At 62.3% G+C, this 26,275-nt stretch carries 19 protein-coding genes and 4 tRNA genes; 9 read left to right on the forward strand and 14 right to left on the reverse strand.

The features are described 5' to 3' along the window. Nucleotides 1-191: 191 nt before the first annotated feature. The 3 genes from C7A17_RS00255 to C7A17_RS00265 all read right to left on the reverse strand — a co-directional run bounded on the left by C7A17_RS00255 (nt 192) and on the right by C7A17_RS00265 (nt 2,732). Nucleotides 192-986: an ABC transporter permease gene (locus tag C7A17_RS00255; RefSeq protein ID WP_106736028.1), complete on the reverse strand. Its 795-nt coding sequence runs from the start codon at nt 984-986 to the stop codon at nt 192-194. After that, a complete protein-coding gene (locus C7A17_RS00260) occupies nt 983-1,915 on the reverse strand; it encodes an ABC transporter ATP-binding protein (RefSeq protein WP_106736031.1) in 933 nt (310 codons plus the stop codon). Before C7A17_RS00260 ends, C7A17_RS00255 begins: the two co-directional genes overlap by 4 nt. A gap of 154 nt (nt 1,916-2,069) precedes the next feature. Then, entirely contained in the window at nt 2,070-2,732 is a 663-nt protein-coding gene (locus C7A17_RS00265; RefSeq protein WP_106736032.1) for a transglutaminase-like domain-containing protein, read from the reverse strand. Between the two features lie 139 nt (nt 2,733-2,871). On the opposite strand from C7A17_RS00265, the gene C7A17_RS00270 reads away from it, so the two are divergent. Next, entirely contained in the window at nt 2,872-5,319 is a 2,448-nt protein-coding gene (locus tag C7A17_RS00270; RefSeq protein ID WP_106736035.1) for an acyl-CoA dehydrogenase, read from the forward strand. A gap of 76 nt (nt 5,320-5,395) precedes the next feature. Beyond that, nucleotides 5,396-5,803 carry a PA2817 family protein gene (locus C7A17_RS00275; RefSeq protein ID WP_090337542.1) on the forward strand — a complete coding sequence of 136 codons (408 nt, stop codon included), beginning with the start codon at nt 5,396-5,398 and terminating at the stop codon, nt 5,801-5,803. Nucleotides 5,804-5,914: 111 nt separating this feature from the next. Here C7A17_RS00275 and C7A17_RS00280 read toward each other — a convergent pair. From C7A17_RS00280 to C7A17_RS00295, 4 genes are all read right to left on the reverse strand, one after another. Beyond that, nucleotides 5,915-5,990 (reverse strand) — tRNA-Gly (locus tag C7A17_RS00280). Nucleotides 5,991-6,004: 14 nt separating this feature from the next. Then, nucleotides 6,005-6,080 (reverse strand) — tRNA-Glu (locus C7A17_RS00285). Nucleotides 6,081-6,125: 45 nt separating this feature from the next. After that, nucleotides 6,126-6,201, reverse strand: a tRNA-Gly gene (locus C7A17_RS00290). A gap of 15 nt (nt 6,202-6,216) precedes the next feature. Further along, nucleotides 6,217-6,292: transfer RNA gene (locus C7A17_RS00295), tRNA-Glu, on the reverse strand. Nucleotides 6,293-6,513: 221 nt separating this feature from the next. Between C7A17_RS00295 and C7A17_RS00300 the strand changes: the two genes are divergently transcribed. After that, a complete protein-coding gene (locus C7A17_RS00300) occupies nt 6,514-7,281 on the forward strand; it encodes a hypothetical protein (RefSeq protein WP_199796381.1) in 768 nt (255 codons plus the stop codon). A gap of 41 nt (nt 7,282-7,322) precedes the next feature. Then, nucleotides 7,323-7,985, forward strand: a complete 663-nt coding sequence (locus tag C7A17_RS00305) for a glutathione S-transferase family protein (protein WP_106736038.1) — start codon at nt 7,323-7,325, stop codon at nt 7,983-7,985. A gap of 41 nt (nt 7,986-8,026) precedes the next feature. On the opposite strand, the gene ligA is transcribed toward C7A17_RS00305, so the two are convergent. The 4 genes from ligA to C7A17_RS00325 form a co-directional block, all read right to left on the reverse strand. After that, nucleotides 8,027-10,420, reverse strand: coding sequence for an NAD-dependent DNA ligase LigA (gene ligA / locus C7A17_RS00310; protein WP_106736040.1), 2,394 nt, complete (start codon nt 10,418-10,420; stop codon nt 8,027-8,029). 60 nt (nt 10,421-10,480) lie between these two features. Then, the gene (gene zipA / locus C7A17_RS00315; RefSeq protein WP_106736042.1) at nt 10,481-11,302 is read right to left on the reverse strand and encodes a cell division protein ZipA; all 822 of its coding nucleotides are present in this window, start codon (nt 11,300-11,302) and stop codon (nt 10,481-10,483) included. A 214-nt stretch (nt 11,303-11,516) separates the two neighbouring features. Further along, the gene (smc, locus tag C7A17_RS00320; RefSeq protein WP_106736045.1) at nt 11,517-15,005 is read right to left on the reverse strand and encodes a chromosome segregation protein SMC; all 3,489 of its coding nucleotides are present in this window, start codon (nt 15,003-15,005) and stop codon (nt 11,517-11,519) included. 6 nt (nt 15,006-15,011) lie between these two features. Further along, on the reverse strand, nt 15,012-15,671 hold the full coding sequence (locus C7A17_RS00325) for a GntR family transcriptional regulator (protein ID WP_106736046.1): 660 nt from the start codon (nt 15,669-15,671) through the stop codon (nt 15,012-15,014). A 234-nt stretch (nt 15,672-15,905) separates the two neighbouring features. Between C7A17_RS00325 and C7A17_RS00330 the strand changes: the two genes are divergently transcribed. From C7A17_RS00330 to guaD, 5 genes are all read left to right on the forward strand, one after another. Further along, nucleotides 15,906-17,039, forward strand: a complete 1,134-nt coding sequence (locus tag C7A17_RS00330; RefSeq protein ID WP_106736049.1) for an alkane 1-monooxygenase — start codon at nt 15,906-15,908, stop codon at nt 17,037-17,039. Nucleotides 17,040-17,420: 381 nt separating this feature from the next. Continuing rightward, nucleotides 17,421-18,860, forward strand: a complete 1,440-nt coding sequence (xdhA, locus tag C7A17_RS00335) for a xanthine dehydrogenase small subunit (protein ID WP_106736051.1) — start codon at nt 17,421-17,423, stop codon at nt 18,858-18,860. A 17-nt stretch (nt 18,861-18,877) separates the two neighbouring features. Further along, nucleotides 18,878-21,274, forward strand: coding sequence for a xanthine dehydrogenase molybdopterin binding subunit (xdhB, locus tag C7A17_RS00340; protein WP_106736053.1), 2,397 nt, complete (start codon nt 18,878-18,880; stop codon nt 21,272-21,274). A 210-nt stretch (nt 21,275-21,484) separates the two neighbouring features. Continuing rightward, nucleotides 21,485-22,315: a xanthine dehydrogenase accessory protein XdhC gene (gene xdhC / locus C7A17_RS00345; RefSeq protein WP_106736055.1), complete on the forward strand. Its 831-nt coding sequence runs from the start codon at nt 21,485-21,487 to the stop codon at nt 22,313-22,315. Nucleotides 22,316-22,438: 123 nt separating this feature from the next. Further along, nucleotides 22,439-23,746 carry a guanine deaminase gene (guaD, locus tag C7A17_RS00350; protein ID WP_106742651.1) on the forward strand — a complete coding sequence of 436 codons (1,308 nt, stop codon included), beginning with the start codon at nt 22,439-22,441 and terminating at the stop codon, nt 23,744-23,746. A gap of 88 nt (nt 23,747-23,834) precedes the next feature. On the opposite strand, the gene C7A17_RS00355 is transcribed toward guaD, so the two are convergent. From C7A17_RS00355 to rnd, 3 genes are read right to left on the reverse strand one after another with little or no spacing between them, the layout of a single operon-like run. Beyond that, nucleotides 23,835-24,767, reverse strand: coding sequence for a D-2-hydroxyacid dehydrogenase (locus C7A17_RS00355; RefSeq protein WP_106736057.1), 933 nt, complete (start codon nt 24,765-24,767; stop codon nt 23,835-23,837). A gap of 3 nt (nt 24,768-24,770) precedes the next feature. Next, nucleotides 24,771-25,064, reverse strand: a complete 294-nt coding sequence (locus tag C7A17_RS00360; RefSeq protein WP_106736060.1) for a YcgL domain-containing protein — start codon at nt 25,062-25,064, stop codon at nt 24,771-24,773. Continuing rightward, nucleotides 25,061-26,194: a ribonuclease D gene (gene rnd, locus C7A17_RS00365; protein WP_106736062.1), complete on the reverse strand. Its 1,134-nt coding sequence runs from the start codon at nt 26,192-26,194 to the stop codon at nt 25,061-25,063. Before rnd ends, C7A17_RS00360 begins: the two co-directional genes overlap by 4 nt. Between the last annotated feature and the right edge of the window lie 81 nt (nt 26,195-26,275).

Genomic DNA, 26,275 nt, shown 5'->3' on the forward strand with positions numbered 1-26,275 from the left:
TAGAGGCGGAGTCTAACCGGCTGTCGCGTCACTGACAGGTGCGCAAGTTATTTCGCTATGTTTTTTCGGTCGCCAGCACATCCCGTAGGAGCGGCTTCAGCCGCGAGCGTCAACCGTAGTCCGGATGACGCAAACCTGTAGCCGCGGCTTGCGCCGCTAAAATCGCGGATGAATCCGCTCCCACAAAAGCGTCACTGACGCATGCCACGACCGCTGACCAGCAGACGGATGCACAGCGTATAGAGTGCGGCGGTCGCCAGCAGCATGAAGCCGATGGCCACGCCGATACGGATGTCGGACACCCCGAGAATCCCGTAACGGAAGGCGTTGACCATATGCAGGATGGGGTTGCCCAGCGACACCGTCTGCCAGAACGGCGGCAACAGGGTGATGGAGTAGAACACCCCGCCCAGGTAGGTCAGCGGCGTCAGCACGAAGGTGGGGATGATGGAAATATCGTCGAAGTTGCGGGCATACACCGCGTTGACGAAGCCACCGAGGGAGAAGATGGTCGCGGTCAGCAGTACCACCAGCACCGTCACGCCCAGGTGATGCACCTGCAAGTGAGTGAAGAACAACGACAGCAGCGTGACGATGAAACCCACGGCCAGCCCTCGCAGCACGCCACCGACGACGAAGCCGATGAGGATGGTGTGCGGCGACACCGGTGACACCAGCAGCTCCTCGACGTTGCGCTGGAACTTGCTGCCGAAGAAGCTCGACACCACGTTGCCGTAGCTGTTGGTGATCACCGACATCATGATCAGCCCCGGTACGATGTACTCCATGTAGGTGAAGCCACCCATGTCGCCGATCTGCCGGCCGATCAGGTTACCGAAGATGACGAAGTACAGAACCATGGTGATCGCTGGCGGCAGCAGCGTCTGCGGCCAGATGCGCACGAAACGGCGCACCTCGCGATGAACGATGGTACGCAGGGCCACCAGGTTGGCGGTGAACTCGCTGTTGAGGTACTGAGAAGTCATTGCGCCACCTTGGCCAGATTCTTTTCCACCAGGGAGACGAACAGCTCCTCCAGGCGATTGCTCTTGTTGCGCAGGCTGAGCACCTCGACCTGCTGTTGTGCCAGCTGCTGGAACAGCGCATTCAGGCCCTGACTCTTCTCCACCTGCACCTCCAGGGTGTGATGGTCGATCAGGCGCGCAGGATAGCCCTGCAGCGGCGGTACTGTGTTGTAGGAATCCTTGAGATCGAAGAGAAAGGTCTCGACGTGCAGCTTTTTAAGCAGATCCTTCATGCTGCTCAGCTCGACGATACGACCGTGGTCGATGATGCCGATGTTGCGACAGAGCTGCTCAGCCTCCTCCAGATAGTGGGTGGTGAGGATGATGGTGGTGCCCTGCTTGTTCAGGTCGGTGAGGAAGCTCCACATCGAGCGGCGCAACTCGATGTCCACCCCGGCGGTCGGCTCATCGAGGATCAGCAGGCGCGGCTGGTGCACCAGGGCACGAGCGATCATCAGCCGGCGCTTCATGCCACCGGAAAGCTCGCGTGAGGCCACGTCACGCTTGTCCCACAGGCCGAGTTGGGTCAGGTACTGCTCGGCGCGCTCCTTGGCAATGGAGCGCGGAATGCCGTAGTAGCCGGCCTGGGTGACGACGATGTCGAACACCTTCTCGAACTGGTTGAAGTTGAATTCCTGTGGCACCACGCCCAGGCAGCGCTTGAGCGCGTAGGGTTCACGGTCGAGGTCATGGCCGAACACGCTGACCGTGCCGCCGCTCTTGTTCACCAGCGTGGAAAGCACGCCGATGGTGGTGGACTTGCCGGCGCCATTAGGGCCGAGCAAGGCGAAGAAGTCACCTTCGGCGACGTCCAGATCGATGCCGTGCAGGGCCTGGAAGCCGTTTCCGTAGGTCTTGGTCAACTGGCGAATGGTCAGGGCGGAGCTCATGAAGATGGGATTTCCCGCGCGAGAGTGAGGTCGTTATAGATGAGGGCGGACACCGGCGATTGCAACCTGGTGTTTCATCCGCTCCTCACTGGCATGCACCCTACCGACCCTGGCGCGCAGAGAAAAGGCCATCCTGGCGATCTTGATTATCGACTCAGTCGATAACACTGGCCTCGCGCTGCATATCACCACCGAGCTGCAGCGCCCCGGACTCGAACAGATGCGGGTAGCAGCCGCGCAGGTGATCAAAGAATAGTTGCTCCGGCAGATCCTCGAACTGACCGTGGTCGACCAGGTACTCCATGTAGCGCTCACCCTGGTCGTTGTAGGGGTGGAAGACGCTGTCATGCACGCCGTCGAACTCCAGCGGCGCCACCTTGAACACCCGGCATAGCGCCTCGTTGAACGCCGGCGTGGCCTTGACCCAGCGCCCGTCCAGATACAGTTCGGTGTAGCCATGCATGGCGAACACCTCGCTGCGCAGCAGTTCCAGCAGACGCGGCGTCGACAGGTGATTGCGCACGTCGGCCAGGCCAATACGCGCGGGAATACCGCAATGCCGGGCACAGGCAGCGAGCAGATTGGCCTTGGGCACACAGTAGGACTCCCCCGCCGCCAGGGCCTGGCTGGCCTTCAGGGTCTGCGCATCGAGGCTGAAGGCATAGGGGTTGTAGCGGATCTCGTCACGCACTGCGGAATAAAGAGCCACAGCCTGACCGAGCGGTTCTCGTGACGTGCCGCGCCAACGTTCGGCGAACTCGATTACCGCTGGGTGGTCACTGTCAATGAAGCGGCCGGGGCGTAGGTAGGTCTGCATGGCGGGACTCCTGAAGTTCACTTCAGTCTAAACCTGCCAATTGCGCGACGTTCACGACGATCCGGCCAAGCTCACCGCCCCTGCCGCCATTTAGGTCTATGCTCGGGGCGCCGCCCGCTCGAATCATGGAGGAATGCACATGCTCGTCATCTGGTTGCTGGTTCTGCTGCTCGGGGTCGCCTACCTGGCCCATAGCCGCACCGCTGCCCGCCCCGCCCTCGGCATCACCGCAGCCTACCTGCTGGCCATGGCCCTGTTCAGCCCAGTGCCTGTCTGGCTGCAACTGTTGCTGTGGATCGTCACCGGCGCCGTCGCCGCATTCATCCTGCTGACCGACCTGCGCCAGCGGCTGTTCACCAGCCCGCTGTTCGCCTGGTTCCAGCGCGTCTTGCCGCCGATGTCGGCGACCGAACGCGACGCCATCGAAGCCGGCACCGTGTGGTGGGACGGCGAACTGTTCAGCGGCAAGCCCGACTGGGACAAACTGCTGGCCTACCCCAAGGCCAAGTTGACCGAAGAGGAACAGGCGTTCATCGACGGCCCCACCGAAGAGCTCTGCGCCATGATCAGCGACTGGCAGGTCGGCCAGGAGATGGATCTGCCGGAAAAAGCCTGGGAGCACATCAAGCAGCATGGCTTCTTCGCCCTGATCATTCCCAAGGAATACGGCGGCAAGGGCTTTTCTGCCTACGCCCACTCGCAGGTGGCGATGAAACTGGCGACCCGCAGTGGTGACCTGGCCTCCACCGTGATGGTGCCCAACTCCCTCGGCCCAGCGGAACTGCTGCTGCATTACGGCACCGATGAGCAGCGTCAGCACTACCTGCCGCGCCTGGCGCGCGGTGACGACATCCCCTGCTTCGCCCTCACCGGCCCGTTGGCCGGCTCCGATGCCGGCGCGATGCCGGACACCGGGATCATCTGCAAGGGCCAGTACAACGGCGAGGAAGTGATCGGCCTGCGCCTGAACTGGGAGAAGCGCTACATCACCCTCGGCCCGGTGGCCACCCTGCTCGGCCTGGCCTTCAAGGCCTACGACCCGGATCACCTGCTGGGCGACAAGGAAGACCTCGGCATCAGCCTGGCGCTGATCCCCACCGATACCCCCGGCGTGGAAATCGGCCGTCGCCACCTGCCGCTGGGCGCTGCCTTCATGAACGGGCCGAACTCGGGCAAGGACGTGTTCATTCCGCTGGAGTACCTGATCGGCGGCCAGGAGTACCTCGGCAAGGGCTGGATGATGCTGATGAACTGCCTGTCGGTCGGTCGCTCCATCTCCCTGCCGGCGGTCGGCACCGGCGCCGCCAAGTTCACCAGCCTCGCCACCGGCCAGTACGCCCAGTTGCGTGAGCAGTTCAACGTGCCGCTGGCGGCCTTCGAGGGTATTCAGGAGGCCCTGGCGCGCATCGGCGGCAACGCCTGGCTGATGGACAGTGCGCGCATCCTCACCGCCAACGCCGTCGACCTGGGCGAGAAACCATCGGTGCTGTCCGCGATCCTCAAGTACCACCTCACCGAACGCGGCCGCGAGTGCATCGGTCACGCCATGGACGTGCACGGCGGCAAGGGCATCATCATGGGCCCGAACAACTACCTGGCCCGCTCCTGGCAGGGCGCGCCGATCTTCATCACCGTCGAGGGCGCCAACATCCTCTCGCGCAACCTGATGATCTTCGGCCAGGGTGCCATCCGCTGCCATCCCTACGTACTCAAGGAAATGGCCCTGGCCGACCGCGAGGACAAGGATCAGGCGCTAGCCGAGTTCGACTCGCTGCTGATGAGCCATATCGGCTTCGCCGTCAGCAACGCCGCCAGCAGCTTCCTGCTTGGCCTGACGTTGAATCGCCTGGGCCAGGTACCCGGTGACGACCTCAGCCAGCCCTACTACCGTGCCCTCAACCGCCTAGCGGCGGCCTTCGCCCTGTGCGCCGACAGCAGCATGATGCTGCTCGGCGGCGACCTGAAACGCCGCGAGCGCCTGTCCGCCCGCCTCGGCGACGTGCTCAGCCACCTCTACCTGGGTTCGGCCGCGCTCAAGCGCTACCACGACCTGGACTACCCGGAAGCCATTCGCCCGCTGCTGCGCTGGGCCATGGAGGAAAACCTCTACCACGCCGAGCAAGCGCTGGATAACCTGCTGAGCAACTTCCCCAACCGTCTGTTCGGCTGCCTGCTGAAAGTGCTGGTGTTCCCGCTGGGCCGCCGCCACCAAGGCCCGAGCGACGAACTGGACGCCGAAGTGGCCGCGATCATCGGTCGCCAGGCCGGCGACCCGGCCCTGGAGTCGGTGCTGGAAGGCTGCTATCGCCCGCAGGCCGATCAGGACTCGGTTGGCGCCCTGCAGTATGCGCTGAACCTGGTGCAGGCCAGCCAGGACGCGCGCAAGCGCCTGCACCAGGCACTCAAGGACGGCAGCCTGCAACCGGCGCCAGGCCAGAACGTGATCGAAGCGGCGATCGCTGCTGGCATCCTCGACGGCGAACAGGGTCAACGCCTGCAAGCGGCCGAAGCAGCGCGGCGCCGGGTGATCGACGTCGACGACTTCGCCAAGGAAGAGCTCAAGCTGGAGAGCGGCAAGGTGCGCTAGCACTGCCTAGAGAGGGGACAGCGGGCGCCAGGAACTCTATACTCCTGCGCCCGTTTTACCCTTCAGGAATCGCACCATGGCTAGCCATCTCGAACACCACCTCGCCCTGCTCAACCACCTGCGCGGCATCCTCGTCGCCCTGGGCGAAGCCGAACAGGTGCTCGACGACAGCCACGCCCTGTTCCTCGAGCGCTACGACGAACTGCTCGCCGAACTGCCACGTGATCCGGTTTCCAGCCAGTACCTGGGCCAGGATCTGATCAGCCAGGTGTTCCACCGCTACCCGCAGATCGCCCACCTGGTACCGCGTGACCTGCTGTGGTTCTTTGGCGGCGACTGTCTGCACTTCATGCCGGACGAGGAAATCGCCCTGTACCAGGCCCTCGACGAGCGCCGCTTCGAAGCCGAAGAAAACGACGAACCCTTCGACTGGAACCAGGAAAAGCAATTGCTGGCACTGCCCACCGACGGCTCCAAGCACTGATCGGCCAATAAGCAAAAGGCCCGCACAGTACACCGGCGGGCCTTTTGTTTTGTGCCTGTACAAACGACAGAAACGAAAACGCCGCTCGATTGAGCGGCGTATTCGTTTATTTGGAGCGGGAAACGAGACTCGAACTCGCGACCCCGACCTTGGCAAGGTCGTGCTCTACCAACTGAGCTATTCCCGCAGTACAACTTGAAATGGCGTCCCCTAGGGGACTCGAACCCCTGTTACCGCCGTGAAAGGGCGGTGTCCTAGGCCACTAGACGAAGGGGACCTGGAACTTAATTTGAAATCCTGCCTGAGCAACATTTCTAAAATCTGGAGCGGGAAACGAGACTCGAACTCGCGACCCCGACCTTGGCAAGGTCGTGCTCTACCAACTGAGCTATTCCCGCATTACAGCTTGAAAGTGGCGTCCCCTAGGGGACTCGAACCCCTGTTACCGCCGTGAAAGGGCGGTGTCCTAGGCCACTAGACGAAGGGGACACACCCCGGAACATCAAGCAACTTTCCGGCTTCCTTCGCTCTGCTTGTAGCATTGCGCTGGAAGTGGCGCGCATTCTATGGAGGCTTTGAGAAGTCGTCAACCTCTCTCTAAAAAATTTTTAAAATCAAAGACTTCAGCTCATAAATTGACATGGCACTAGGAGCCTCGCGGCCAAGCCACTACACTCGGACGAAAATCAGTGCTCGAGAGGTCTCAAGCTGTGTCCCCACTCGTGATAACCCTGCTGATCGTCGGCGGTATCGCCCTGTTGATGGTGATTGCCTACATCAACCACGCCGTCGAAAACAGCAAACTGGACAAAGCCCGCCAGCGTGCCGATCTGCTCGACCGCATCCGCCGCTGCCAGGACGTTTCCGAGCGCATGCCCGGCCAGTTGATGACACCCCAGTTGAAGCTGCTATTGAGTCAGCTGCAATTGCAGCTCGGCGAACGGCTGCTGCCATTGGACAAACATAACGCCACGCTCAAGAGCGATATCGAAGCCCTTCGGGGTCAAGTCGCCCAGGGTGAATCCATCCCGGTGAAGAACCCTCCGACAGCTATCTCTAACGAAGCCAAGGCCAAGGAAGTACGTTTCCTGCTGGAAAACCTCCATGCCCTGATCACCGGCTCGGTACAAGGCAACCTGCTGCCGGCCAGCGAGGGCAAGCACTGGATCAAACAGATCCGCCAGATGCTGGTACTGGTACATATCGAATTCTTCGGCACGCTGGGCCAGACGGCCCTGCAACAGAATCACCCTGGCCAGGCACGTCTGGCCTTCGAGCGGGGCGTGCAATACCTGCGCAAACAACCCGATGTAGCGCAGTACCAGGCGCAGCTCAAGCGCTTCGAAGACCAATTGGCACGCGCCAACGCCATGGTGCTCAACAGCACCGCGCCCTCAGCCGCGGAAAGCAGTGAGCTGACCGAGGGCCTGAAGAGCCTGGAAGACGAAGACTGGAAGAAGAAGAACATTTACGACTGAGCCACAGGCGCCCAACGCTAACCAGCCTTACAGGAGTTGCAATGAGCCTGACCGTCTATGGAGCACCACTCTCCCCTTTCGTTCGCAAACTCTGCTTGTGCCTGATCGAGAAGGGCCTGGACTACGAACTCGAAGTGGTCATGCCCTTCGGCCAACCCGACTGGTACCGCGAACTCAACCCACTGGGCCGTATTCCCGCCTTTCGCGACGGTGACCTAACGCTCGCCGACTCCAGCGTCATCTGTCAGTACCTGGAAGAGCACTACCCTGAACGCCCCTCGCTGTACGGCGAAAGCGCCGAACAACGGGCCAAGGTACGCTGGCTGGAGAAGTACGCCGACTACGAGCTGGCGCCGCTATGCACCTTTACCGTGTTCCGTAACCGTGTGCTGAAAGCCACCATGGGCCTGCCCTGCGACGAGGACAAAGTGCAACAGACGCTCAAGGACAAGCTGCCCAACCACTTCGATTACTTCGAGGCGACACTGGGCGATGAGCCCTATTTTCTCGGCCAGCAACTGTCCATGGCCGACGTGGCATTGGCCAGCCAATTGATCAATATGGAGCATGGCGGCGAAACCCTGGACGCCACTCGCTGGCCGAAGCTGTTTGCGCACTATCAGCGCATCAAGGCGAGCGCCTCCGTACAGCAGGTGCTGCCGCGCGAGCTGCGCACGCTGGAGAAGATCGGCGCCAAACGCTAACGCGCCCCTAGCCGGTCGCGCTGCGTCCCGGGCGCTATCGTTCAGGCGTCGATACCGTAGGCCTTGAGCTGATCGATAAACTGCGCCTCGTCCAACACCTTCACGCCCAGCTCGCCGGCCTTGGCCAGCTTCGAGCCGGCGCCAGGGCCTGCAACCACACAGTGGGTCTTGGCCGATACCGAGCCAGCCACCTTGGCGCCCAGGCTTTCCAGCTTGCCTTTGGCCACGTCGCGACTCATCACCTCCAGCGTGCCGGTCAGCACCCAGGTTTGGCCGGCCAGCGGCAAGCCTTCGGCGACTTTCTTCTCGCTTTCCCAGTGCATGCCGAACTCACGCAACTGCTGCTCGATAGCACGAGCGCGCCGGGCGTTTTCCGCGCTGTCGAAGAACTCGCGTACGGCCTTGGCCTGCTTCTCCGGCAAGGTCTGGCGCATGTCCAGCCAATCACCGCCGAGCACACCGTCCAGGCTGCCGAAGCGCTCGGCCAGCTTCTGCGCAGCACCCGGGCCAACACTGGGAATATTGAGTTTGTCGAGCATGCCGCCGAGGGTGGCGATGGCCGTGAACTCGGCACTCAGCTCGCCCTCCTCCTGCAATTGCAGGCCACACTCACCCAGCAGGGCATCGATCACCTGCTCGTTGTGGTCATCTTCGAAGAAGCTGTGAATCTCGTGCGCCACTTCCAGGCCGATATCGGGCAGGTAGGTCAGCACCTCAGGCAACGCCGTGCGCACGCGCGCCAGCGAAGCCAGGGAGCGCGCCAGCACCTTGGCGGTTTCTTCACCCACGTCGGGGATGCCGAGCGCGTAGATGAAGCGTGCCAGCGTCGGCCGCTTGCTGTCTTCGATGGCCTTGAGCAGCTTGTTGCTGGAAACCTCGGCAAAACCTTCCAGGCCGATGATCTGTTCGTACTGCAGCTTGTACAGATCCGCCGGCGAACCGATCAGTTTCTCATCCACCAGTTGCTCGATGGTCTTGTCACCAAGGCCTTCGATGTCCATGGCACGACGCGAGACGAAGTGGATGATCGCCTGCTTGAGCTGCGCCTGACAGCTCAGGCGCCCGACGCAGCGGTACACCGAACCGTCGCTGAGCGATTCCTTGCCCTTGCTGCGCTTGACCAGTTGCGTGCGCTCCACCGCCGAGCCGCACACCGGACACTCTTTGGGAATCTGCACCGGAGTAGCATCACTGGGACGCTGATCTAGCACTACCGACATCACTTGAGGAATGACATCGCCAGCACGGCGAATTACAACCGTATCGCCTTTTCGAATGCCCAGTCGCTCCACCTCATCCATATTGTGCAGAGTGGCATTAGACACCATCACGCCCGCCACCTTGACCGGCTTGAGTCGCGCCACAGGTGTCACCGCGCCAGTACGGCCTACCTGAAACTCTACGTCGCGGAGAGTCGTAACCTCTTCTCTGGCAGGAAACTTATGCGCTACAGCCCACCTAGGCTCCCTAGCTCGCGACCCGAGAACTGATTGCTGGTGTATTTCGTCGACCTTGTAAACTACCCCATCAATTTCAAAGGGGAGAGAATCACGCATGGATTCGACTTTTCGATAAAAATCCAAGCACCCGGAATACCCAGCAGCAACATGCACAGATTTGAATTTTTTACTAGCAACCCACCACGCCGGAAGCCCCCACGTATGAAGGAGCTTCAATCTCTCAGACTGCCTGACCGGCAAGGCAGCCTCGTCCGATACATACCCTACTCCGTAAGTACAAAAACTGATTTTTCTTGAATGGATTATCGACGGGTCTAGCTGCCTCATCGTTCCTGATGCAGCATTTCTGGGGTTTGCAAACGGTTTTTCACCTTTCGCGACAGCCTCTGCTACCAGCTCGTCAAAGACAGAGATTGGCATGAAAACCTCTCCTCGGACCTCAAGCACCTCAGGCCAGCCCTGCCCCATAAGGCGCAAAGGGACTGTCTTAATGGTTCGAATACCATGGCTGATGTCCTCACCAACTGAGCCATCTCCTCGAGTCACTGCGCGCACCAACAACCCTTTTTCATAAAAAAGGCTGATAGCCAAACCATCGAGCTTTAGCTCACAGCAGTACTCAATTTGGGCGTCTCCCAAAAGATCGAGGGATATTGCTTCCCCAGCACTCAGCAGTCCCTGGCATTTTTGATCAAAGGCTATTAGTTCCTCTGTAGAAAAGACGTTGCCAAGGCTGAGCATCGGCTGAAGGTGCTTGACCTCAGCCAGAGAGGATGCGGGTTTTGCCCCAACCCGCTGGGTCGGCGAATCGGGCGTCACCAGCTCCGGGTGCTCGGCTTCCAGCGCCTGCAGCTCGCGGAACAGACGGTCATACTCGGCGTCGGGCACGCTCGGCTCGTCCAGCACGTAGTAACGGTAGTTGTGCGCGTCCAGCTCGTTGCGCAGTTCGGAAATACGTTGGGCGGCGTCGGTCATGCTCGGTCTCTCAAACGAAAAGAGCAGCCTTGGCTGCTCTCTTTCGACTTCGTGTACGGGTCAGCGTTTCTGGGTCAATTGCCGGCGCTCGAATTCGACGATGCGCTGGCGATAGTGTTCGATGGTCTGCGCAGTCATCACGCTGCGCTGGTCGTCCTTCAGCTCACCGCCCAGTTCATGGGCCAGCTTGCGTGCAGCAGCGACCATCACGTCGAAGGCCTGCTTCGGATGACGCGGGCCAGGCAGGCTGAGGAAGAAGCTCACCGCACGGGTGCTGAAGCCTTCGATATCGTCGAGATCGAAGGTGCCGGGCTTGAGTGCGTTGGCCATGGAGAACAGCACCTCGCCGTTACCCGCCATGCTCTCGTGACGATGGAAGATGTCCATCTCACCGAAGCGCAGACCGCTTTCGAGGATGTTCTGTAGCAGCGCCGGCCCCTTGAAACCAATCTCGTCACGCGCCACCACGTTGATTACCAGCACCTCTTCGACGGGTGCGGCATCGGCAGCAGGCTTGGCAGATTTCTTCGGTTCCTGCGGCTCATCATCGACCGGGTTGAGCAAGGTCGGTACCGGCTCGTCGACGGCCAGATTGAGGTCACCCTGCTGCGGCTCGTTGCGCGCGCGGCGCGGCAGATCCTTGGCGCTCATCGATGGCAGGTCGTCTTCATCCAGTTGCGGTTCGTGGTCGCGATTGACGACACGCGGTGGGCTGAGCAGATCCGGATCGCTGTCGTCATCCGGCATGTTGGCGAAACTGCGATCCAGCTTGAACTTGAGCCTACCCTTGCCGCCGCGCATACGACGCCAGCCGTCGAAAAGAATGCCAGCGATAACGATGATGCCAATAACGATCAGCCATTCGCGCAGACCGAATTCCATGAAATACCCGACCCTTTAAAAATTCTGGTGAAAAAAAGATCCAATCAATCGGATCACAACTCAACTATAAAACGCGGTGCCAACTCCATGTTCTATCTGACGTTTTCCGCGTGTAACAAAAGTGGGCAATAAGCTAGCACGACGAAAGACAACTTTACACAGGGAGCCACATTAGGTTTTGCCTATATTCAGTTAACCTCGCGGCGTTCTGCCATCACGCATCCACCATGGCCAGCGCCTCCTCGACATCCACCGCCACCAGGCGCGAGCAACCCGGCTCATGCATGGTAACCCCCATCAATTGATCGGCCATTTCCATGGCGATCTTGTTGTGGGTGATGTAGATGAACTGCACTGTCGCCGACATCTCCTTGACCAGTCGCGCATAGCGCCCGACGTTGGCATCATCCAGCGGCGCATCCACTTCGTCCAACATGCAGAACGGCGCCGGATTGAGCTGGAAGATGGAAAACACCAGCGCCAAAGCGGTCAACGCCTTCTCTCCACCGGAGAGCAAATGAATGGTGCTGTTCTTCTTGCCCGGAGGCCGCGCCATGATGGTTACACCGGTATCGAGTAAATCTTCGCCGGTGAGTTCCAAATAAGCGTTGCCGCCACCGAAAACTTTTGGAAAGAGTGCCTGCAAACCGCCATTGATCTGATCGAAGGTATCCTTGAAACGATTGCGCGTTTCCTTGTCGATCTTGCGGATGACGTTCTCCAGGGTTTCCAACGCTTCGACCAGGTCGGCGTCCTGCGCGTCCAGGTAGCGCTTGCGCTCGGACTGCTGCTGGTACTCGTCGATGGCCGCCAGGTTGATCGGCCCGAGACGGGCGATGCGTGCGGCCATGCGTTCCAGCTCTTCTTCCCAGGCGCTCTCGCTGGCTTCGGCCGGTAGCGTGGCGATCACACCGTGCAGGTCGTAGTTGTCCTCGGCGAGCTGATCGGCCAGCGCCTTGCGCCGCACGTTGAGCGACTGCCAGTCCATGCGCTGCTGCTCCAACTGGCCGCGCAGCAGTTGCGCCTGCTGCTCGGCCTGGGTGCGGCGCTTCTCGGCATCGCGCAGTTCGCGATCGGCGTCCTCCAGCGCCAAACGCGCCTGACGCAGTTCGTCGTCCACCGCCATGCGCCGCTCGAGCAGTTCTTCGAGCTTGATGCGCAGCTCTTCCAGTGGCGCCTCGCCCTCTTCCAGGTTCAGCGACAGTTGCTCGCGCCGCTCGTGCAGACGCTCGGCTTGCATTTCCAATCGTTCCAGCGCCTGGCGGGTAGAGTCGTGCTGCGCCTTGAGCGAGCCGACGCGCACCGCTAACTGGTGAGCGTGATCCTTGTGCTGGCGAGCCTCCTGGCGCACGCGGTCGAGACGCTCGCGCAGGCTGTCGCGGCTGGCCAACAGGCTTTCGCGCTGCTCGTTATCCAGCGCCATGGCGTCCAGCGCGTCCTGCAATTGCAGACGCGATTCGCCCAGCTGCTCCTGCTCGATCTCGCGCTGCTCGGCCGCTTCCTGCAGCTCATCCTGCAGACGGCGACGGCGCAGACCCAGTTGCTCGGCCTTGGCCTGACTGGCGGAAAGGCGCGCCTTCAACTCGCCAAGCTGGCGACCAAGTTCCTGCCCCTGACGACGCTGTTGCTCACGTAATTCTTCCTGGCGGCGCTGTTCGTCGCGCAGCCCCAGCAGGCGTTCATCCAGCTGCGCCAGTCCCGCCTCACGCTCCTCGCGCTCAAGCTGCAGACGCTCAAGTTCCTGGCCACGCGCCAGCACACCGCTGTCCGCCTCGGCAGCGCGGCGCACACGCAGAAAGTGCCGGCCAACCCAATAACCGTCGCGGCTGATCAAGCTCTCACCTTCAGCCAACTGTGCGCGGGCAGCCAAGGCCTGCTCCAGCGACTCGACCGGCCGCACGCCGGCCAACCACGGCGCCAGATCATGGCTCGACTCGACCTTGTCCAGCAGGCTGCCGGCACGACGCGTACCGCCTTTGCCGGGATTGGCCAGGCGCAGCTCGCCCTGTTCCAGCGCGGAGAAATCCAGCCCGGCGAAATCATCCAGCAGCACGGCCTGCAGATCGGCGCCAAGCACGGTCTCCACCGCCAGCTCCCAGCCGGCCTCGACCCGCAGGCCTTCGGCCAGACGCGGGCGTTGCTGCAAGCCCTGCTCGCGCAGCCACTCGCCTGCGCCCTGCCCCGGATCGAGCGCAGCTTGTTGCAACGCCTCCAGCGACGCCAGGCGACCGTTCAACCGCTGCAGTTCGCCTTGCGACTGCTGCTGAGCCTGGCCAGCCTGCTGCAATTCCTCGCGCAGTTGCTGCAGGCGTTCGGCCTGCTGCTCTTCGGTCAGTTGCAGCGCTTCCTGCTCCAGCTCACCCGCTGCAAGCTGTTCGTTCAATTCGAGAATGGCGGCGTCTTCCGGGTCGGCCACCAGTTGCTGCAATTCTTCGTTCAGGCGCCGCTGGCGTTCGGCCACACGTTCCAGGCTCTGCTCCAGCTGGGCGATGCGCGACTGCTGTACTTCGGCCTGACGGCGCGGCTCGGCGCTGCGCTGGTTGAAGCTGTCCCATTGCTCCTGCCAGCCATGCATGGCGGCCTCGGCCTCTTCCAGCGCGGCGGCGGATTCCTCGGCAGCGGCGGCGGTCATCTCCTGCTCGGGCAGGATCATCTCCAGTTCTTCGCCGAGGGTGGCCAGCAAGGTGCGGTCGTGGCCGAGGTGCGACTCGGTCTCCAGGCGCGCCTTTTCCGCCTCACGCAGGTCGTCCTGCAACTGGCGAAGGCGCTGCTGGCCGTGCTGGATGCTCTGCTCGACGCGAGCGATATCGCCACCCACCGAGTAGAAACGGCCCTGAACCAGATTGAAGCGTTCCGACAGCTCGTGATGTCCGTCGCGCAAGCGTTCGATACTGGCATCGGCGCTGCGCTGCTCGGCCACCAGCGCCTCGAAGGCCACTTCCTGATCGCCGATCACCTGCTCGCGGCTGCCGACCTGCTGGTTCAGCGTCTGCCAACGCAGAGCCAGCAGTTGCGCCTTGAGTTGGCGCTCCTCGGCCTTGTATTCCTGGTACTTCTCCGCCGCCTGAGCCTGACGGTGCAGGCGTTCGAGCTGGCGTTCCAACTCTTCACGCAGGTCGGTCAGGCGCGCCAGGTTTTCCTGGGTGCGGCGGATACGGTTCTCGGTTTCGCGGCGGCGCTCCTTGTACTTGGAGATACCGGCCGCTTCCTCGATGAAGTTGCGCAACTCCTCGGGTTTGGCCTCGATCAGCTTGCTGATCATGCCCTGCTCGATGATCGAGTAGCTGCGCGGGCCCAGACCGGTGCCGAGGAAGATGTCGGTAATGTCGCGGCGGCGGCACTTGGTGCCGTTGAGGAAATAAGTGTTCTGCCCGTCGCGAGTCACCCGACGGCGGATGGAAATCTCGGCGAACGCCGCGTATTCGCCCACCAGCGAGTTGTCGCTGTTGTCGAAGATCAGCTCGATGGAGGCCTGGGTCACCGGCTTTCGCGTGTTCGAGCCGTTGAAGATGACGTCGGTCATCGACTCGCCACGCAGGTTCTTCGCCGAGCTCTCGCCCATCACCCAGCGTACGGCGTCGATGATATTGGACTTGCCGCAACCGTTGGGGCCGACCACGGCCGCCATATTGCTGGGAAAGGTCACCGTCGTCGGATCGACGAAGGACTTGAAGCCCGCCAGCTTGATGCTCTTCAGGCGCATCGGAGCTTAGCGCTCGGTCAGGGTCGCCAGCACTAGCTGGCAGTTGTGCTGACCGTAAGCCTGCAGCACTTCGCGTGCGCGTTCGTGGTCGCGGGCGATGATCGCCTGCAGCAGGCTGGCGAAGGTACCCATGAACTGGCCCATCTCGCCTTTGCGTCGTTCCAGGGCCAGGTGATAGGTGCGACTGATGGCCGGCAGCAGGTTTTCCAGGGTTTCCTGCAGATAAGGATTGTCGGCGAAGGGAAAGGCGGCGCGCATCACGTCGAAGCTGCCCTCGACGAAGGCAGCGATATCACCACGCTCCAGGCTGCCCAGCAGGCGCTGCTGGATATCGATGAACGGCGCCAGGTCGGTTTCCACCTTCCAGCGCTCGATCACCGCGCGCGCCAGCATGATGTACAGCTCGATGCTCAACGCGTAGAGGCTGGTGACGTGATGCGGGGTCAGTTCGGTGACCTGGGCGCCGCGGCGCGGCAGGATCACGATCAGGTGGCGACGTTCGAGAATCAACAGCGCTTCGCGCACTGAACCGCGGCTGACGTTGAGTGCCTGGGTGACCTTCTGCTCCTGGATGCGCTCACGTTCCTTGAGCTCACCACGAATGATGCGTTCGGCCAGGTAATGGGCAATTTGCTCGGCGAGGCTGTCCGGGGCCTTGAACGTCATGACATTCCTTATTTGCGTCGATCTAGCGGGCAGGCGGTCGAGTCTGGGAGCCCCGCCACGGCTGGGCGCAGGCCAAAAAATCAGTTGGCGAGTGTAACACAGGGTGTTACCGGGCCAAGCGTCCCGGTGAAGCGCTTTCCGTTCGAAAGGTTGGGCCTGGAAGTCTGGTCACAAAAACTGATTGTCCTACAATCCTACATATCAACCACAACAACAATAACTGGGGATTTTCCAATGTTCGAACGCCTTCCCTCACGCTGGATGCTCGCCCTGAAAAAGGTCGGCTACTGGATCTGGCTGATCCCGGTACTGGGCATTCCATTGAGCTATCACTGGTCGCTGAACAGCGCCCATGCCGACGCCTGGGCCTGGCTGGTGATCACGGTGGTGTTCGGCGTCATTCCCCTGCTGGATTTCATCGTCGGCCGTGACCCGGCCAATCCGGATGAGCGCGACGAAGTGCCGGCGCTGGAAGCGCAGGGCTACTACCGCCTGCTGAGCCTGGCCACGGTACCGCTGCTGCTGGCAATGCTGCTCTGGAGCGGCTGGATTTTCGTCAGCTACGAAGGCTGGAGCTGGGTCGGTCAGCTCGGCTGGGTTCTGTCGGTGGGCACGGTCATGGGCGCTATCGGCATCACCGTCTCGCACGAACTGATCCACAAGGACGCGGCGCTGGAGCAGAACGCCGGCGGCCTGTTGCTGGCCGCGGTGTGCTACGCCGGTTTCAAGATCGAGCATGTACGCGGTCATCACGTGCACGTTTCAACGCCGGAAGACGCCTCCTCTTCGCGCTTTGGCCAGAGCCTCTATGCGTTTCTGCCGCACGCCTACAAACACAACTTTCTCAATGCCTGGCGGCTGGAGGCCGAGCGCCTGCGTCGTCGCGGCCTGCCGGTGCTGCACTGGCGCAACGAACTGATCTGGTGGTACGCCATCAGTGCACTGTTTCTACTCGGTTTCACGCTGAACTTCGGCTGGCTCGGTGCACTGTTCTTCCTCGGCCAGGCGGTGATGGCGTTCACCCTGCTGGAAATCGTCAACTACGTCGAACACTACGGCCTGCATCGACGCAAACTGGAAAACGGCCGCTATGAACGCACCAACCCGCACCACTCCTGGAACAGCAACTTCCTGCTGACCAACCTGTTTCTGTTTCACTTGCAGCGCCACTCCGACCATCACACCTACGCCAAGCGCCGCTATCAGGTGCTGCGCCACTTCGACGACAGCCCGCAACTGCCCAACGGTTACGCCGGGATGATCGTCCTCGCCCTGTTTCCCCCCCTGTGGCGCGCCGTGATGGATCCCAAGGTTCGCGCCTACTACGCTGGCGAAGAGCACCAGCTGAGCGAATCGCAGCTGACCTGAGCCCAGCTCGCCCCCTTCCAGCCAACCCCGGCAGCGCAAGCTCCCGGGGTTTTGTCTTTGTAGGGTGCGCGGGGCCGCCCAGGTCGTGCGCAGCACTGACTCGGCGTAACTGGCTGGCGCGCACAGCGCACCCTACGGGAAGCCTGCTGCAGAGCCCTTCCTGGCACGAAAACCGCTAGTCTGAAGCGATGAATCCCGCCCGCTGCGCTCATAACCGAAGTGCATGACAAGCAGCTGACCACAAGGTCAAATATTTGTTGACCCAAAAGTCAGAAAACTCTAGATTGCCCTCCATGGCCAGCCACGCCAGGGCCTTGCAATGCGTGCACAACACCTGGCGAGCCAACCGATTCATAACAATAAAGTGCCTGGAGGTCGTCCTTGATCCAGTTTTTACTCAACCGGGAGCTGCGCACCGAGCATGCCCTGGATCCCAACGTCACCGTGCTCAACTATTTGCGTGAGCACGTCGGCAAAACCGGAACCAAGGAAGGCTGTGCCTCCGGCGACTGCGGTGCCTGCACCGTGGTAGTGGGCGAGCTGATTGGGGAGCGCGTGCGCTATCGCACTCTCAACTCTTGCCTGACGTTCGTCTCCAGCCTGCACGGCAAGCAGCTGATCACTGTCGAAGACCTCAAGCACCAGGGCAAGCTGCACAGCGTGCAGCAAGCGATGGTCGACTGCCACGGCTCGCAGTGCGGCTTCTGCACCCCCGGTTTCATCATGTCGCTGTTCGCCCTGCAAAAGAATTCCAGCGGGTACGACAAGGGCGCCACGATGGAAGCGCTGGCCGGCAACCTGTGTCGCTGCACGGGCTACCGTCCGATCATCGACGCCGCCGAGCAGGCCTGCTGCCAGAAGCAGCCGGATCAATTCGATGCCTTCGAAAGCACCACCGTCGCCCAGCTCAAGAACATCGCCCCGCGTGAAACCGCCGAGCTCAACAGTGGCGACAAGCGTTGCCTGGTGCCGCTGACCGTGGCCGATCTGGCCGACCTTTACGCCGCCAACCCCGAGGCTCGCTTGCTGGCTGGTGGCACCGACCTGGCCCTGGAGGTCACCCAGTTCCACCGTGAACTGCCGGTGATGATCTACGTCGGCCATATCGAAGACATGAAGCGCATCGAGGTGACCGACAAGAACATCGAGATCGGCGCCGCGGCTGCCCTCTCCGACTGCTATGAAGCGCTGGCCAGCGAGTACCCGGACTTCGGCGAGCTGCTGCACCGCTTCGCCTCCCTGCAGATCCGCAACCAGGGCACCGTGGGCGGCAATATCGGCAACGCCTCGCCCATCGGCGATGCCCCGCCCCTGCTGATCGCCCTCGGCGCGCAGATTGCCCTGCGTCAGGGCAACAGCCGGCGCATCCTGCCACTGCAGGACTACTTCCTCGACTACAAGGTAACTGCCCGCCAGGAAGCCGAGTTCATCGAGAAGATCATCGTGCCGCGCGCCCAGCCAAATCAGGCCTTCCGCGCCTACAAGGTGTCCAAGCGCCTGGACGACGATATCTCCGCCGTCTGCGCGGCGTTCAACCTGACCATCGAGAATGGCGTAGTCAGCGAGGCCCGCATCGCCTTCGGCGGCATGGCCGCCATCCCCAAACGCGCGGCAGCTTGCGAAGCGGCGCTGGTCGGCTCGGCCTGGTATCCGGGCGTGATCGAACGCGCCTGCGAGGCACTGGCCGAAGACTTCACCCCACTGTCGGACTTCCGCGCCAGCAAGGAATACCGCCTGCTCGCCGCGCAGAACCTGCTGCGCAAGTTCTTCCTGGAACAGCAATCGCCCGAGGTCGAAACCCGGGTCACTGCCTACGCATAAGAGTTGGGGATAGAAAGATGTCCAGTCATATTCAGCACAAGTCCCAGGAAGAGCTGGCCGAACTGTTCCGCGCCGGCATGACTAGCGGCGTCGGCCGCAGCGTCAAGCACGAGAGCGCGGACAAGCACGTGTCCGGCGAAGCGATCTATGTCGACGACCGCCTGGAGTTCCCCAACCAGCTGCACGTCTATGCGCGTCAGTCCGATCGCGCGCATGCGCGCATCCTGCGCATCGACACAAGCCCGTGCTACGAATTTCCGGGCGTGGCAATCGCCATCACCAAGGATGACGTACCCGGCCAGCTGGATATCGGCCCGGTGGTCGCCGGAGACCCGCTGCTGGCCGACGGCAAGGTCGAGTACGTTGGCCAGGTGGTGCTGGCGGTGGCCGCCGACAGCCTGGAAACCGCACGCAAGGCGGCCATGGCTGCCATCGTCGAGTACGAGGATCTGGAACCGGTGCTCGACGTGGTCGAGGCCTTGCGCAAGAAGCATTTCGTGCTCGACAGCCACACCCACCGCATCGGCGACTCGGCCAGCAAGCTGGCCGGCGCTAGGCACCGCCTACAAGGCAGCCTGCATATCGGTGGCCAGGAACACTTCTACCTGGAAACCCAGATTTCCTCGGTGATGCCCAGCGAAGACGGCGGCATGCTGGTCTACACCTCGACGCAGAACCCCACCGAGGTGCAGAAGCTGGTGGCTGAAGTGCTCGGTGTGCCGATGAGCAAGATCGTCATCGACATGCGCCGCATGGGCGGCGGCTTTGGCGGCAAGGAAACCCAGGCCGCCGGCCCGGCGTGCCTGTGCGCAGTGATCGCACACCTGACCGGTCGCCCGACCAAGATGCGTCTGCCGCGCATGGAAGACATGAGCATGACCGGCAAGCGCCACCCCTTCTACGTCGAGTACGACGTCGGCTTCGATGACGATGGCCTGCTGCACGGCATCGAGATGGATCTGGCCGGCAACTGCGGCTACTCGCCGGACTTGTCCGGCTCCATCGTCGACCGCGCCATGTTCCACTCGGACAACGCCTACTTCCTCGGCAACGCCACCATCAACGGCCATCGTTGCAAGACCAACACGGCCTCGAACACCGCCTACCGCGGCTTCGGCGGCCCGCAGGGCATGGTCGCCATCGAAGAGGTGATGGACGCCGTGGCACGCCACCTGGGCAAGGATCCGCTGGAAGTGCGCAAGCTCAACTACTACGGCAAGACCGAGCGCAACATCACCCATTACCACCAGACCGTCGAGCACAACGTCATCCACGAGATGACCGCCGAGTTGGAGGAAAGCGCCGAATACGCCAAACGCCGCCGCGACATCATCGAGTTCAATCACAAAAGCCCGGTGCTGAAGAAAGGCCTGGCCATGACCCCGGTGAAATTCGGCATCAGCTTCACCGCCACCTTCCTCAACCAGGCCGGCGCGCTGATTCACATCTACACCGACGGCTCGATCCACCTGAACCACGGCGGCACCGAGATGGGCCAGGGCCTCAACACCAAGGTCGCCCAGGTGGTGGCCGAAGTGTTCCAGGTCGATATCTCGCGCATCCAGATCACCGCCACCAATACCGACAAGGTGCCCAACACCTCGCCCACCGCAGCCTCCAGCGGCGCCGACCTCAACGGTATGGCCGCGAAGAACGCGGCCGAAACCATCAAGCAGCGCCTAGTGGACTTCCTCGTGCGCGAATACAAGGTCACCCCGGAAGACGTCGAATTCCGCAATGGCCAGGTGCGCGTGCGCGACCACTTCCTGTCGTTCGAGGAGATGATCCAGAAGGCCTACTTCGGCCAGGTGTCGCTGTCCTCCACCGGTTTCTATCGCACGCCGAAGATCCACTACGACCGCAACAAGGCTGCCGGCCGCCCCTTCTACTACTACGCCTACGGCGTGGCCTGCGTGGAAGTGCTGGTGGACACCCTGACCGGCGAGTACCGCATGCTGCGTGGCGACATCCTGCATGACGTCGGCGACTCGCTGAACCCGGCCATCGACATCGGCCAGGTCGAAGGTGCCTTCGTCCAGGGCATGGGCTGGCTGACCACCGAGGAGCTGGTGTGGAACGCCAAGGGCAAGCTGATGACCAATGGTCCTGCCAGCTACAAGATTCCGGCCATTGCCGACATGCCCATCGACCTGCGGGTGAAGCTGGTGGAGAACCGCAAGAACCCGGAAGACACCGTGTTCCACTCCAAAGCTGTCGGCGAGCCGCCGTTCATGCTCGGCATCGCTGCCTGGTGCGCCTTGAAGGACGCCGTGGCCAGCCTGGCCGACTACAAGGTGCAACCGCAGATCGACGCGCCAGCCACGCCCGAGCGCGTGCTGTGGGGCGTGGAGCAGATGCGCAAGTTGAAAGCACAGACCAAGGCGGCCAGCGCTGCCGAGGTCGAACCGGCCTGACACGTAGCCCGGATGAAATCCGGGGGGAACCCTGCCCCGGATTGCATCCGGGCTACGACTGGAAACAATGAGGTGTACAACAATGACAAAACACACCGAACCGAATAATCCACCCGCTCGCCCGGCGCCGGAGCCGATTCTCGATCCATCGCCGAGCAACTGGCGCCTGCCGCGCCCGGGCCAGACCACGCCTTCCTGGAGGCTGAGCAAATGAGCTGGATCAGCGCTCTCGCCGAGCTGCAAGACAAAGGTGAAGCCTGCGTGCTGGTGACCATCATCGAGGAGCGTGGCTCGACGCCGCGCAACGCCGGCTCGAAGATGGTGGTCACCGCCGATCGCATCTTCGAGACCATCGGCGGCGGCCATCTGGAATACAAGGCGATGGAGATGGCGCGCGAAATGCTCGCCAGCCGCAGCCAGGAGACCCGCCTGGAGCGCTTCTCTCTCGGCGCCAGCCTGGGCCAGTGTTGCGGCGGCGCCACCGTTTTGCTGTTCGAACCCATGGGCCAGCCGCAGGCGCAGATCGCCGTGTTCGGTGCCGGCCATGTCGGCCGCGCGCTGGTACCGCTGCTCGCCAGCCTACCGTGCAAGGTGCGCTGGATCGACTCACGGGAAAACGAATTCCCTGAACAGATACCGACCGGCGCAGAGAAGATCGTCAACGACGAAGTGGTCGATGAAGTGGATAACATGCCGCCCGGCAGCTACTACATCGTCATGACCCACAATCACCAGCTCGACCTTGAACTGACCGCGGCGATCCTCAAACGTGGCGACTTCGCCTACTACGGCCTGATCGGCTCGAAGACCAAGCGCGTCAAGTTCGAGCACCGCCTGCGCGAGCGCGGTTTCGCCGAGGACTTGATGGCGCGCATGCGCTGCCCGATGGGTCTGCCCGAGGTGAAGGGCAAGCTGCCGGTGGAAATCGCCGTGTCCATCGCCGGCGAAGTGATCGCCACCTACAACGCCACCTTCGGCCAAGAGGTGAAGAAAGGCGAGTCCAGCGTCGCCAGACTGCTGCCAGCCTCACGTCGATCCTGACTATTGGTGCACACAGCGCACCCTACGGGCCAAGATCCTAGGGTGTCGCAGGGCCGCCTAGGCTGTGCGCACCGCCCCATTTTTCATGGTGCGCCCCGCGCGCCCACGTACGAGACTTCAATGATGAGCAACACCCGCAAAGCCTACCGCGCCGCCATCCTGCACAGCCTTGCCGACCCGGCCGTCGTCGGCGTCGAGCAGTCCTACCAGTATTTCGAGGACGGCATCCTGCTGATCGAGAACGGCAAGGTCGCCCAGGTCGGCGAAGCTTCCGAATTGCTACCGAAGCTGACCGGCGTCGAGATCCAGCAATACCGTGATGCGCTGATCACCCCCGGCTTCATCGACACCCATATCCACTACCCACAGACTGGCATGATCGCCTCCTACGGCGAACAGTTGCTGGACTGGCTCAATACCTACACCTTCCCCACCGAGAAACAGTTCGAAGACAAGGCGCACGCCGCCGAGGTCGCGGACATTTTCCTCAAGGAACTGCTGCGTAACGGCACCACGACTGCACTGGTCTTCGGCAGCGTGCATCCGCAATCGGTGGACGCCTTCTTCGAAGCGGCGCAGAAGCTCGACCTGCGCATGATCGCCGGCAAGGTGATGATGGATCGCAACGCGCCGGACTATCTGACCGACACCGCCGAATCCGGCTATGCCGAGAGCAAGGCGCTGATCGAGCGCTGGCATGGCAAGGGCCGTCTGCACTATGCCGTCACCCCGCGCTTCGCCCCTACCAGCACGCCGCAGCAACTGGATCTGGCCGGCAAGCTGTTCGGCGAATATCCCGACCTGTACATGCACACCCATATCTCGGAAAACAAGGCCGAGGTCGCCTGGGTCAAGGAACTGTTCCCGGCGCGTAAGGGTTATCTGGACGTCTACGACCACCACAAGCTGATCGGCCCGCGCGCGGTGTTCGCTCACGGCGTGCACCTGTGCGACGAAGAATGCGCGCGACTGGCCGAGACCGGCTCGGCAGTCGCCTTCTGCCCCACCTCCAACCTCTTCCTGGGCAGCGGCCTGTTCGACCTGAACAAGCTGGAACAACACGGCGTGCGCGTCGGCCTGGGTACCGACGTCGGCGCCGGCACCAGCTTCAGCCAGCTGCAATCGCTGAACGAGGCGTACAAGGTGATGCAGTTGCAGGGCAAGAAGCTCGACCCGTTCAAGTCGCTGTACCTGGCCACCCTGGGCGGTGCCCATGCGCTGTATCTGGACGACAAGCTGGGCAACTTCCTACCTGGCAAGGACGCCGACTTCCTGGTGCTCGACTACAACGCCACGCCGCTGATGAGTTATCGCATGCAGCAGGCGCGCAGCCTGGATGAAAAGCTGTTCGCCCTGACCATGCTCGGCGATGATCGCGCGGTGAAGGAAACCTTTGCGGCCGGGGTATCGGTGCACCAGCGCGAAGGCTGAAGGAAAGCACTAAACATCGTTGGGCGGGTGCAACCCGACACAGCGCCAATGGCGGGTTTCACCCGCCCTACGAGGACAACGTCCGTACTCAATAACCGCGTGAAAAATCCACTTCGCCGCGCAGGCTTTCACCGGCCTGCCAGCGCGCCAGGTTGTCGAGAAACAGGTCGGCCATCAGGGACGGATCGGTAGGCGCCGAACTGTGGCCAGTGAGCAGCAGACGCGGCGCCGTCCAGAACAAGTGATCAGCGGCTGGCGGCTCTTCGCGACAGACGTCGATCACCGCGCCCGCCAGTTGCCCCTGCTCCAGCGCCGCGACCAGATCCGCATCCACCACCGCACTGCCACGTCCGGCGTTGATCAACACCGCCTGCGGACTGAAACGCGCCAACAGCGCGGCATCGTAGAGATCGCGCGTGGCCGGGGTGTCCGGCAACAGGTTGATCACGTAATCGGCCCAGCCAACCTGCTCCGGTAAATCCTGCAAACCCAGCACTTCGGTAAACGGCGCCTGCTGACGCGGCTGGCTGGCGACGCCGCGCAGCACGATGCCGAACGGGGCGAGAAACTCGGCGACGCGCTGACCGATATCGCCGCAACCGACGATCAATACCCGGCGGCCACTCAGAGTGCGTGGCAGGGCATGATCCCAGCGCTGCTCCACCTGGGCCGCCAGACGGGCGAACAGACGCCGTTCATACGCCAGCACATGGCCGAGCACATACTCGGCCATCACCTGACCGAAAATCCCTACGGCACGGCTCAAGCGGTAATCGCGCGGCAGATCGGCCGCCAGCAGCGGCGTGATGCCCGCCCAGGTCGACTGCAGCCACTGCGGGCGGTAGCCCTGGCGTAGTAGCGGCACCAACAGATCCGGCTGGCCCAGCCACACGTCGCAATTGCCTGCGGCCGAGCTCAACGCCCGGACATCATCACCGGCCACCAGCTCCAGTTCGGGACAAGCTGTGCTGACGCGCTCGGCGTAGAGCGCGTGGTCATCCTCAGCAATCAGCAGGCGCATGGCTCAGACCGGATCGTTGCGACGCAGCAATTCGTCCGGAAGATGCTCGATGTACTCCTCCTCGGGTGGCGGCATCTGCAGGTGGTAGCCCTGTTTCTCCAGGTTCTCCAGCACTTGGGTGATGTCTTCGCGGGCCAGTTGCCGCTCGGGGCTCAGCACCAGGTCAAAGGCATGCGCCGGGGCGCCAAACACGCTCAGCAGACCTTCGGGAACGCGGCTCAGGGCTTCAGCCTTGAGTACGTAGAGGTACATTTCGTTCTTGCGCGTGCTCTTGTAGATGGAACAGATGCGTTTCACGCGGATTCTCCTTCGCTGGCCAGGCAATCGAGTAGTGCCTGGCCCATCAGCTCCCGGCGCCAGCCGCGCAGAGAGTCGGGCAATTGGTATGGGCCATTGGGGTAACCGCTTTTCAGCAGAGCCTCCAGGGTTTTCTTGCGCAGCATCAACTCGGGCACGATGTCCAGGCGCTCGCCCTCCTGCTGGCCGATGGCACGCAGTTTCTTCAGCAGGGCCGAGGCCTCGATCGGCAGCGGTTCGGGCAGCGCCTGCGGCCACTGCTCGGGCGGCAGCGCCGCCGCATCGCGAATCAGCTGCAGCAGGGTCTCGCCATCCTGACGCACGGTTTTCGGATGCATGTCCTCGATCCGCGCCAGTGCTACCAGGTTGTCCGGCTGGGTGCGCGCCAACGGCCACAGCGAATGCTCGCGCAGAATGCGGTTACGCGGCTGATTGCGCGCACGTGCCTCACGCTCACGCCAGGCGCACAGCGCACGCAGCACGGCCTGCTGCTGACGCGACAGTTTCCAGGCCAGCTTGGCATCCCGCCAGGCCTCTTCGGGAGCGACTTCACGACCGAGGTTGGCGACCAGTTCGGCGCCATCCTCCAGAATCCACTCGACCTTCTGCGGCGCCAGGCGGGCCATCAACGCGCGGTACACCTCGACAAGGTGCAGCACGTCCTCGGCAGCGTAGCGCACCTGCAGTTCGGACAATGGCCGCTGCAGCCAGTCGGAACGGGTCTCGCCCTTGGGCAGCTCAATGTCGAGCAACGCCTGCACCAGGCGCGAGTAGCCCATGGAGAAACCGAGATTGAGGTAACCGGCCGCCAGTTGCGTATCGAACAGTGGTGTTGGCAGGCTGCCGGTCAGGCGCAGGAAGACTTCCAGATCCTCGCTGCACGAATGCAGCACCTTGACCACACCAGGGGCCTGGAGCAATGCAGAGAACGGCGTCCAGTCACTGATGCGCAGCGGATCGATCAGATAGGCCTGCTCGCCGCCACTGACCTGCAGCAGCCCGGCGATGGGGTAGAAAGTGTCGACGCGCATGAACTCGGTATCGAGCGCGACGAAAGGCAGCGTTTGCCAGGCAGCGCAGTGTTCGGCCAGGCTGGCGTCGTCGAGGATCCAGTGAATGTCGTTAGCCACGCGGCTCTCCCGTAAAGAATGGCGCGCAGTATATATGCCCTGGCCGGATGCTGGGCATTCGGCCCGTCGATGCCGCCGACA

It is taken from the genome of Pseudomonas mendocina (genome assembly GCF_003008615.1).
In the GTDB taxonomy this organism is placed as follows: domain Bacteria; phylum Pseudomonadota; class Gammaproteobacteria; order Pseudomonadales; family Pseudomonadaceae; genus Aquipseudomonas; species Aquipseudomonas mendocina_C.

What these genes read in the sequence shown, in the direction of transcription:
- C7A17_RS00255 (WP_106736028.1), bottom strand. Translation starts at nt 986, where the DNA reads ATGACTTCTCAGTACCTCAACAGCGAGTTCACCGCCAACCTGGTGGCC.
- C7A17_RS00260 (WP_106736031.1), bottom strand. Translation starts at nt 1,915, where the DNA reads ATGAGCTCCGCCCTGACCATTCGCCAGTTGACCAAGACCTACGGAAAC.
- C7A17_RS00265 (WP_106736032.1), bottom strand. Translation starts at nt 2,732, where the DNA reads ATGCAGACCTACCTACGCCCCGGCCGCTTCATTGACAGTGACCACCCA.
- C7A17_RS00270 (WP_106736035.1), top strand. Translation starts at nt 2,872, where the DNA reads ATGCTCGTCATCTGGTTGCTGGTTCTGCTGCTCGGGGTCGCCTACCTG.
- C7A17_RS00275 (WP_090337542.1), top strand. Translation starts at nt 5,396, where the DNA reads ATGGCTAGCCATCTCGAACACCACCTCGCCCTGCTCAACCACCTGCGC.
- C7A17_RS00305 (WP_106736038.1), top strand. Translation starts at nt 7,323, where the DNA reads ATGAGCCTGACCGTCTATGGAGCACCACTCTCCCCTTTCGTTCGCAAA.
- ligA (WP_106736040.1), bottom strand. Translation starts at nt 10,420, where the DNA reads ATGACCGACGCCGCCCAACGTATTTCCGAACTGCGCAACGAGCTGGAC.
- zipA (WP_106736042.1), bottom strand. Translation starts at nt 11,302, where the DNA reads ATGGAATTCGGTCTGCGCGAATGGCTGATCGTTATTGGCATCATCGTT.
- smc (WP_106736045.1), bottom strand. Translation starts at nt 15,005, where the DNA reads ATGCGCCTGAAGAGCATCAAGCTGGCGGGCTTCAAGTCCTTCGTCGAT.
- C7A17_RS00325 (WP_106736046.1), bottom strand. Translation starts at nt 15,671, where the DNA reads ATGACGTTCAAGGCCCCGGACAGCCTCGCCGAGCAAATTGCCCATTAC.
- C7A17_RS00330 (WP_106736049.1), top strand. Translation starts at nt 15,906, where the DNA reads ATGTTCGAACGCCTTCCCTCACGCTGGATGCTCGCCCTGAAAAAGGTC.
- xdhB (WP_106736053.1), top strand. Translation starts at nt 18,878, where the DNA reads ATGTCCAGTCATATTCAGCACAAGTCCCAGGAAGAGCTGGCCGAACTG.
- xdhC (WP_106736055.1), top strand. Translation starts at nt 21,485, where the DNA reads ATGAGCTGGATCAGCGCTCTCGCCGAGCTGCAAGACAAAGGTGAAGCC.
- guaD (WP_106742651.1), top strand. Translation starts at nt 22,439, where the DNA reads ATGAGCAACACCCGCAAAGCCTACCGCGCCGCCATCCTGCACAGCCTT.
- C7A17_RS00355 (WP_106736057.1), bottom strand. Translation starts at nt 24,767, where the DNA reads ATGCGCCTGCTGATTGCTGAGGATGACCACGCGCTCTACGCCGAGCGC.